Origin of the sequence: Gordonia sp. N1V (genome assembly GCF_029269935.1) — a bacterium.
GTDB classification, from domain to species: Bacteria; Actinomycetota; Actinomycetes; order Mycobacteriales; family Mycobacteriaceae; genus Gordonia; species Gordonia polyisoprenivorans.
In genome coordinates, this window is the sequence record NZ_JARJDD010000030.1 from 62,731 (window position 1) to 71,217 (window position 8,487).

Below are 8,487 nucleotides of genomic sequence, written 5' to 3' on the forward strand. Positions count from 1 at the left end.
GACACCGCCGCCGAACGCGAAACGAGAAGATGCAAGGGGTCATCGCCCGCCGATGACCCGCTCGCTGCACAACAGAGGAAGTCATGCCGAAGTCAAAAGTCCGGAAGAAGACCGACTACACCATCAACCCGGCGAGTCGCACGCCGGTCAAGGTGAAGGCCGGTCCCTCCAGCTCGATCTACGTCGGCGTGATGCTCGGCCTCATGCTGCTGGGTCTGGCCTGGCTGATCGTCTACTACCTCGCTGCCGGCGAGACCACCTACGGTGGACCCGGTCAGGCGCTGCACTGGATGAACAACCTGGGCGCGTGGAACTTCCTCATCGGCTTCTCGATGATGGTCGTGGGCCTGCTGATGACCATGAAGTGGCGCTGAGGTCGGCCGTTGATGCTGGTCAAAGACCTGCACGCGGTTATCCACATGTGGAAATTACATGTGTGTAAGTCATCCCCACTGTGAGTAAGTCCTGTGGATAACTCTGCCGAGCTGTCCACACAGCAGTGGGCGACGCCCCGACTCGCTGCCGGCGCGCTCCTGGCCGCAGGCGTCGTGCTCCTGCTGTGCGCGGTGTTCGTCGCATCCGACGCCGTCGGATCGGTGATCATCGGTGTCGCCGGGTTGATGCTGCTCGGGTTCGGGGCGTACGCGTCGCTGATCCGGCCGCGACTCGAACTGTCGGCCGGCCCGCAACTGACCATCCGGCGTATCGGCGGCGCCGTGACACTGACACCCGCAGACGTCGAGCGCGTCCGACTTCTCACGATGCGCCGCATCGGACGCCGATCCGGTCAACTCGAGATCGACTACTTTCCGGCGGCTGCCGACCATGGCACCGAACGCGAGGGCACCGAACGCGAGGGCACCGAACGCGAGGGCACCGAACGCGAGGAATCGATGCTGGTGGTGTTCAGCCGGTGGGATCTCGGCGCCGATCTACTCGACGTCTCCGAGGCACTCGATCATGCCGGGTTCCCGGTGGAGGACTCGCGTCGCTGAACATGTGGGCACGACTCAGCGCACGTAGACGAGTACCGGCCCGGTGTAGGTCACCGCGACGACGACGCTGATGGCCACCGCCACGATGAGCAAGGCACTGACGGCCACCCAGCCGATGAGGGTGGCGTTGCGGTCGGTGCGCAGCGACTGCGGCAGGAGCCGGGGTGCCCAGATGAGTGCGGCAGTGGCGGCCGCGCCGAACACCAGGCCACCGACGTGTGCGGCGAGGGAGATGCCGGGGATCGAGAACGACATCACGAGGTTGATGGCGATGATCGTCAGCACCGGCGCCGGTGAGACACGCAGGCGCAGGACAACGATGAGCATGGCGCCCATCAGCCCGTAGATGGCTCCCGACGCACCGGCGGAGCGGGCCTCGTTGGATTGCGCGATCATCACCGCGGCGCTGCCACCGAGCAGCGCGGTCATGTAGACCATCACGAATCGTCCGATGCCCAGGGCGATTTCGAGATCTCGGCCGAGGATGTAGAGCGAGATCATGTTCACCGCAAGGTGTATCAGGCTGTAGTGCAAGAATCCCGCGGTGAGCAAGCGCCAGTACTGGCCGAGAAAGACATTGCCGCGCACCAACTCTCCATGCAGGAGTGGCCCGGAGACCTCGACGTTGAAGGAATGTGCGGCGTAGATCGTGTAGGCGAAGGCGACGACGTTGATCGCGATCAGCGTGTAGGTGGCCAGCGGGCGCCGGGCGCGTACGGGCCGCGTGACCACCGACCGGATGCCCCGGTCGCCGAAGTCGGGTCGGCGGATGTCCTGGCGGCCGGAGCCCCGCGCGCCGTCGCCGCGCACGCACTCGTCGCAGTGCTGCCCGACCGCGGCCGGGTGCAGACATCCCGGACAAGCCGGCCGCCCGCACCGCGTGCAGGACAGCGCGGTGGGGCGGTCGGGATGTCGGTAACACACCGCCGGCGGACCGGCGGGGCCGATGGTCAGTTGACCTCGATCTTCTCGATGCGGACCTCGTCGAGCGGACGGTCGCTGCGATCGGTGGAGGTGGTCGCGATCGCGTCGACGACCTGCTGCGAGGCCGGATCGGTGACCTCACCGAAGATGGTGTGGCGACGGTTCAGGTGGGGGGTGGGGCCGACGGTGATGAAGAACTGCGACCCGTTGGTGCCCGGTCCGGCGTTGGCCATGGCGAGCAGGTAGGGGCGGTCGAACTGCAGCTCCGGGTGGAACTCGTCCTTGAACTTGTAGCCGGGGCCGCCGCGGCCGGTGCCGGTCGGATCGCCGCCCTGGATCATGAAGCCCTCGATGACGCGGTGGAACACCGAGCCGTCGTAGAACGGACCGGAGTCGCCCCCGGAGGCGTTCGGCTCGCTGTAGTCCTTGCTGCCGGCGGCGAGGCCGACGAAGTTGGCGACGGTCTCGGGCGCATGGTTGCCGAAGAGATCGACCTTGATGTCGCCGCGGTTGGTGTGGATGGTCACGGTCTGCGTTGATGTGCTCACCACTCCATCCAACCAAATCGGCGGCAACAACCCCACGACTCCGTCGGCAACATTTCCACGACCTCGTCGGCAACGGCGCATGTTCGGCCTCCGACCACGCGAGTAGCACCGGCAAAGCGGACCTGGCACGCTGTGGGTCATGCCGAAGAAGTATCTCCTGCTGATAGCCGCTGCCTCGGCGGCAGCATTGTCGGCCGTCGCGGCGGTGTTCGTCGTGCGACGCTCCCGTACCGAACTCCCGCCGGTCTCGCCGACGGTGCCCCGTATCGAGAATCTCCGCTCCGCGGAAGGCATCGAGAATCTCGGCTCCGCCGAGGGCATCGACAGCCAGGGCACCGCCGAGGGTGATGTGGCTCTCTGATCCCGGCCGCCGGTATCCCCATAAGTCGGACAAGCGTGGTCGTCGCGGGACGCACCATGCATCATCCACCGGGTCCGGAAGGTAATTTGGACTGGTGACCTCCGACGAGAACAGGCCGGGCGGGGCACTCCGTCGCGGCGACGCGCCCGACGGAGTGCCGCCCGTCCCCCGTGACGACGCTCCCGAGGCGGGCACCGGCACGGCGTCGGCGCCCTGGGAGCGCCCGCCGACCGCACCGGTCAGCGGGCGCAACCCCGACCTGACACCCGGCGACGTGCGCTCGGACTCCGGCGTCGGACCCCGACCACCGGGCACACCATCGAACCCGCGCGTACCGATTTCCGGCACCGGTCCCGGGCCACGACCACCCTCGGGCCCGCCCATCGGCCCGGTCGCACCCGGTGCACCCGCATCTCGTGGCGGGTCGAATACCGGATCCGGTCCTCGACCGCCACAACCGGGTCCGGCGTCGCGACCTCCCGGTGTGTCCTCGACAGGCCAGGGTCCCCGGCCGGTACCGCCGACCTCGGGTGCGCCCGCCGGTCCGAGCACGACTGCCGGTGGTCCGCCCGCCGGCAGCCCTCCGGTCGGCACTCCCGGAACCACCGGTCAGGGACCTCGTCCCGGCTGGCGCGGCGGACCACCTCCTGGTGCCCGATCGGGCCCGGGCACCCGGATGCCACCTCCGCCGGGCCGTCGACGCCCCGGCGCACCGATACCGCCGGGTGCTCGGCCTCCGGGCCCCCCACCGGCACCGCAAGGCGGGCCGCAGGGCAACGGACCACAGGGAGCTCCACCCCGCGGCGGTATTCCGGCCGGTGCCGACGCAGCCGACGCGACGGTCCGGTCCGATGAACAGTCCTCGGGTCCTCCCCGTGCCTACTCGGCCGTGGATGCCGCGCCGACCAGGACCACGTCCGCCGGAAACCCACCCGTCGGAGCATCACCCGTCGGGGCATCACCCGTCGGGATCCCACCGAGGTCCGCCGACAAGAGTTCACCACCGACCACCGCCGTACCCGCGACGGAACCAACATCGGAGTCCAAGGAGGCGCCCGTGGGCGGGCAGAGTGCCGCCACCGCGGCCCGGTCGTCGCGATCCACGGCCAAGACGAGCACACTCGCCATCTGGGCGATGGTGCTGTCGGTGATCGGCTGCACCTCGCCGATCGGGCTGTACCTGGGGTATCGGGCGCGTAACCAGATCCGGCGCACACGTGAGTACGGAGAACCGTTCGCCACCGTCGCGATCGTCGTCGGTTGGGCCTACATGCTTGCCTTGATCGTGGCAATCGTGGCCTACGTCATCGTGCTCGTCCTGCGGTGACGTGGTCGGTGATGGTGCTGGTCGGGCCGGACGCCACCTAAAGTGAACCTTGTTCGCGTACCATTCGACGAATGAAGCGTCCACTTCTGATCCTGTTCGGATTCACCGTGCTCGCGGCCGGGTTGCTCGCCTCTCCGGCACCCCGCGCCGCCGCCGCTCCCCCGTGCGCCGACGTCGAGGTGGTGTTCGCGCGCGGGACCGTGGAGACGGCTCCACCCGTCGGCGTCACCGGCCTGTCCTTCGAGCAGGCCCTGCGCAATCAGCTGCCCGGTAAGTCGGTCAACGTCTACGGCGTGAACTATCCGGCCGGTAGCAACTTCGACAACCGGATGGCCTTCGTCGAGGGCGTGGTCAAGGGCGTCAACGACACCCAGCGCCGCGTCAAGTATCTGGCTGCGCAGTGCCCCGGATCGCACATCGTGGTCGGTGGGTACTCGCAAGGTGCTGTCGTCGCGTCCTACGCGTTGAGCAACAAGATCCAGATCGACCCGCAGTACCGGCAGTACCAGGACCGGGTGCCGCAGCCGCTGGCCGACAACGCCGCCTCGCACGTGACCGCCGCGATCCTGTTCGCGCCGCCGTCGTCGAACTGGATCAAGCAGGTCGGTGCTCCCCCGATGAACGTCGGACCCCTCTATGAGGGCAAGACCAAGCGCTACTGCATCGCCGGTGACGTCGTCTGCGACGGTGCCCCGGTCGGGCAACCCAACGGTCTACATGTGCTCTACGCCGTCAACGGCATGACCGTTGATGCCGCCCAGTATGTGAGAGCTCGTCTGTAGCACTCACCTCATCCGCTCTAGCCTCGACCGGCCGGACGTCCCGTGACGGGACGTCCGGCCGCTTCTTTCGTTCGACGTGGCGAAACGCCCAGCCGATCAGCATGAGGATCGTCACCGTCAACGGAAGGCCGGTGGCGATCCGTCCGACGGCCAGCCACCCGACGCTGCCGTGCTGATAGATCACGTACTGGACCACGAAGCGGGTCAGGCACGCCGATGCGGCGGCGAGGGTGACCGCGCCGAACAGTCGTCGCGCCGACGGGTCGCGCCGCCAACCGGTCCCTCGCCCGGTGACCGCACCGAATACCAGACCGATCACCGGATAACCGACGAGGCACGAAATGATCAGCGCGACAGCCACTATCTGCGGATACCAGAGATCGGGCAGAAAGAAGTCGCGGGCTCGACCGCTGTGGAGTGCGAACCCCGCAGAGATACTGACGCCGACGCAGGCACCGATGACCGGTCGCACCGTCCGCCACCGCCAGACGGTGAACGACCCGATCGCGACGGTGGTGACCGCTGCCGCGGCGATGGCCGCCCCGAGTCCCGCCGACGACGCGGTCACCGCGAAAACCGTGGACGGTACCGCCGAGAAACCGATCTCGGTCCATACCCGCGAGGGCCGTCTGTGTCCGGTCGAACGGGATTGCGGGGCACCCATGAAAGCACTCTATAACTAAGTTATAGTCGGGTCCAGTGGTGAGAATCGTCTCGAAGTCAGGGGGTCTACACGTGGCCACACGAGGTTCGTCCGCCGACGAGCCGGCCCGCGTCGACGCGGCCCACCTGGTGGCCGTCGCCGCCGACTTGCTGGCCGAACACGGACCGTCGGCGTTGACCGCACGACGCATCGCCGACGCCGCGGGTACGTCGACGATGTCGATCTACAGCCGATTCGGGGGCACCGGGGCCCTGCTTGCCGCGCTGCGAGCCGACGGATTCGCCCATCTCGCCTCCCTCACCGACGCGGCGGCCACCGAGGTGGACGATCCCGTGACCGCGCTCGCGGCGGCATCCTTGGCATATCTCGATTTCGGTGTGGCACAACCGCATCGGTACCGTTTCATGTTCGTCGAGCCGGCTCCTGGCGACGAGCCGGGACGCATGGCATTCGCGGCGCTGTGTTCATCGATCGAGAAGTGCGTCGTGACCGACCGATTCCGAGCGGACCCCGAGAATCCCGCCTCCGACGCCGCGGACCCTCTCACGATCTGGGCCGCCCAGCTCTGGGCGATCACGCACGGGGTCACGAGTCTGGTGCTCACCGGCACGGTGCCCGCTGCGGCTGCCCGCCACGTCTTGTGCGACGGCCTGACACGACTGTTCATCGGATACGGCGACGATGCCGAGCGTGCGGCGCGGTCGGTGGCCGACGCATGAGCCGACGTGGACGACGGCGTTGTGCGAGTGTGTCACCGCGAGTGCGGTTCGAAGAAGAAGCGAGGGCATGTTTGGTTATGGCCTCAGCCAGCAGCCGAGCGTGGTCTTGCTGGGCGCGGTGAAGGGCCGTGCGCCGTGACTCGGCCCCGCGACATCCGCTACGGTGATGACCCATTTCGGTTGCGGTGGAACAAGACCCGCTACTACTGTCACAACCCGGGCTGCGCGGCGTTCGTTCACCGAATCGATCCCGCAGGTTCCGCCTCGCCGGCGCACCACCACGCAATTACGCACCCAGATCGGGCGCAGCATCGGCGCAGCAGCGCGTTCGGTCGTCGAGGTCGAGGCCAGTGCAGGCGTGTCATGCCCGACCGCGCACACCGCGTTCGTCGAACATGCCGAACAGGTACTCGCCGAGCCAACGCCTGTGACGGTGCTCGGCATTGACGTGACCCGCCGCGGCAAGCCTCGCTGGATTCGCGACAAAGACGGAGGCGCTGGGTGCGGGTCGATCCGTGGGACACCGGGTTCGTCGATCTCAGCGGCGATCAGGGCCTGTTGGGGCAGGTCGAGGGCCGCACCAGCGGGGCGGTCGCTGACTGGCTAGATGCTCAGACCGAGCAGTTCCGCACAAAGATCACCCATGTGGTGATCGAGCCGTCGGCGGCGTATGCCGCGGCGGTCACCACCGAGGTGTTGCCCAACGCGCAGGTGGTGATCGATCACTTCCACCTGGTCAAGCTTGCCAACGACGCGGTGACTGCAGTGCGCCGGCGGGTCACCTTCGACACCCACGGCCGTCGTGGCCGCAAACACGACCCGGAATGGGCCAACCGGCGACGGCTGCTCTCGGCGCGGGAACGTTTGTCGGACAAGTCATTTGCCAAGATGTGGAATGCTCTGACCGACAACGACCCGACCGGGCAGATCCTGACCGCCTGCATCGCGAAAGAGGAACTGCGGCAACTGTTCTCAGCGGCTCACGACAACGTCGACGATGCTGAGGTCCGCCGTCGGCTCTACCGCTTTCACACCTGGTGGGGTAAGTCCCCTGGGGTGGTGGGGTTTCGGTGATCCACCCCGGCTTTTCCGGAGAGCTCAGGTTGTGAGTGCCCCCTCCGGATTGAGGGTGCGCATGTGATCGTAATGGAGTCGCTCAGCGTGGTCGGGGGTGAGGTCGTCGCAGTAACTGTGTGGGCGTTCACGGTTGTAGAACGCCACCCATTCGGCCGTGCCCAGTGACAGTTCGGTCGCGCCGTGAAATCGCGGCTGGTTGTCGACGAGTTCGTTCTTGTAGTCAGAGTTCACCGACTCCGCGAGCGCGTTGTCGTAGCTATCCCCAACGCTGCCAATAGAAGCCGCGATGCCTTCCTCGGCCAACCGCTGCCCGAACACAATCGCTGTGTACTGCGATCCCGCGTCTGAATGGTGTATTAGTCTCGTTAAATCAACTACACCGCAACGCTTTCGGTTGTCTATCGCGTTGTTGATGGCATCGGTAACCAGGTTCACTGTCATTTCCGAGGCCACTTTCCAGCCGACAATCTTGCGGGCGAACACATCGATAACGAACGCCGTGTACGCCCACCCCGACTCGGTGCGGCAGTAGGTAAAATCGGCTACCCACAACCGATTTGGTGCCGCAGCATAGAACTGTCCGTCGACCAGATCCGCCGGCCGCGACGCTGCCGCATCAGGGATGGTCGTACGCACTCGCTTCTTCTTACTCGCGCCATGCCATCCCATCTCCCGCATCACTCGTTCAACAGTGCATCGAGCAACATCAATACCACTGCTGCGCAATACTATCCATGTCTTGCGTGAACCCAGAACCCGCATCAGCGGTCGCTTCCGGCGCAAAGCGAAGATCGCATCGATGACCTGCGCATCGGCGAACATGCGGGCGCTCGGCCCGCGGTTGATGTGATCATAGTAAGTGGACGGGCCGATGTGGATACCATGCTCGCAGAGCACGGCGCACATCGAATCGACGCCCCAGACAAGGCCATCCGCACCCACCTGGTGTCCCTGGTGAGTGCGGATGAACTCCACAATTAGCGGTGTGGCCGGTCGATCTCGGCCGCGAAGAAAGCCGACGCCGCCTTCAGGATCTGGGGTTGACCCCGTTTCCCGGACATCTTGATGGCCAGTGTGAGGCTGGCGGGAG

Annotated in this window: 11 protein-coding genes; 7 read left to right on the forward strand and 4 right to left on the reverse strand. The window is 66.5% G+C overall.

Annotated features, from left to right (window positions below):
- Positions 1-83: 83 nt before the first annotated feature.
- Positions 84-374, forward strand: coding sequence for a cell division protein CrgA (crgA, locus tag P3L18_RS25790; protein ID WP_006368633.1), 291 nt, complete (start codon positions 84-86; stop codon positions 372-374).
- 93 nt (positions 375-467) lie between these two features.
- Positions 468-995, forward strand: a complete 528-nt coding sequence (locus P3L18_RS25795) for a PH domain-containing protein (protein ID WP_276115717.1) — start codon at positions 468-470, stop codon at positions 993-995.
- A 15-nt stretch (positions 996-1,010) separates the two neighbouring features.
- On the opposite strand, the gene P3L18_RS25800 is transcribed toward P3L18_RS25795, so the two are convergent.
- The gene (locus P3L18_RS25800) at positions 1,011-1,919 is read right to left on the reverse strand and encodes a rhomboid family intramembrane serine protease (RefSeq protein WP_276115718.1); all 909 of its coding nucleotides are present in this window, start codon (positions 1,917-1,919) and stop codon (positions 1,011-1,013) included.
- Between the two features lie 26 nt (positions 1,920-1,945).
- Positions 1,946-2,479 (reverse strand): peptidylprolyl isomerase, encoded by a 534-nt coding sequence (locus P3L18_RS25805; RefSeq protein ID WP_085949110.1) that lies wholly within the window; start codon positions 2,477-2,479, stop codon positions 1,946-1,948.
- 127 nt (positions 2,480-2,606) lie between these two features.
- Between P3L18_RS25805 and P3L18_RS25810 the strand changes: the two genes are divergently transcribed.
- The 3 genes from P3L18_RS25810 to P3L18_RS25820 all read left to right on the forward strand — a co-directional run bounded on the left by P3L18_RS25810 (position 2,607) and on the right by P3L18_RS25820 (position 4,937).
- Complete coding sequence (locus P3L18_RS25810) at positions 2,607-2,828, forward strand: hypothetical protein (protein ID WP_276115719.1); 222 nt, start codon at positions 2,607-2,609, stop codon at positions 2,826-2,828.
- Between the two features lie 1,057 nt (positions 2,829-3,885).
- Positions 3,886-4,155, forward strand: a complete 270-nt coding sequence (locus tag P3L18_RS25815; protein ID WP_244332517.1) for a DUF4190 domain-containing protein — start codon at positions 3,886-3,888, stop codon at positions 4,153-4,155.
- 71 nt (positions 4,156-4,226) lie between these two features.
- Positions 4,227-4,937 (forward strand): cutinase family protein, encoded by a 711-nt coding sequence (locus P3L18_RS25820; protein WP_276115720.1) that lies wholly within the window; start codon positions 4,227-4,229, stop codon positions 4,935-4,937.
- Here P3L18_RS25820 and P3L18_RS25825 read toward each other — a convergent pair.
- Positions 4,888-5,601, reverse strand: a complete 714-nt coding sequence (locus P3L18_RS25825) for a DUF3159 domain-containing protein (protein ID WP_276115721.1) — start codon at positions 5,599-5,601, stop codon at positions 4,888-4,890. The genes P3L18_RS25820 and P3L18_RS25825 overlap by 50 nt on opposite strands.
- A 71-nt stretch (positions 5,602-5,672) precedes the next feature.
- Between P3L18_RS25825 and P3L18_RS25830 the strand changes: the two genes are divergently transcribed.
- Positions 5,673-6,320 carry a TetR/AcrR family transcriptional regulator gene (locus P3L18_RS25830; RefSeq protein WP_276115722.1) on the forward strand — a complete coding sequence of 216 codons (648 nt, stop codon included), beginning with the start codon at positions 5,673-5,675 and terminating at the stop codon, positions 6,318-6,320.
- A gap of 501 nt (positions 6,321-6,821) precedes the next feature.
- Complete coding sequence (locus P3L18_RS25835) at positions 6,822-7,394, forward strand: transposase (protein ID WP_276115723.1); 573 nt, start codon at positions 6,822-6,824, stop codon at positions 7,392-7,394.
- 24 nt (positions 7,395-7,418) lie between these two features.
- On the opposite strand, the gene P3L18_RS25840 is transcribed toward P3L18_RS25835, so the two are convergent.
- Positions 7,419-8,372 carry an IS3 family transposase gene (locus tag P3L18_RS25840; protein ID WP_276115725.1) on the reverse strand — a complete coding sequence of 318 codons (954 nt, stop codon included), beginning with the start codon at positions 8,370-8,372 and terminating at the stop codon, positions 7,419-7,421.
- Positions 8,373-8,487: the final 115 nt, after the last annotated feature.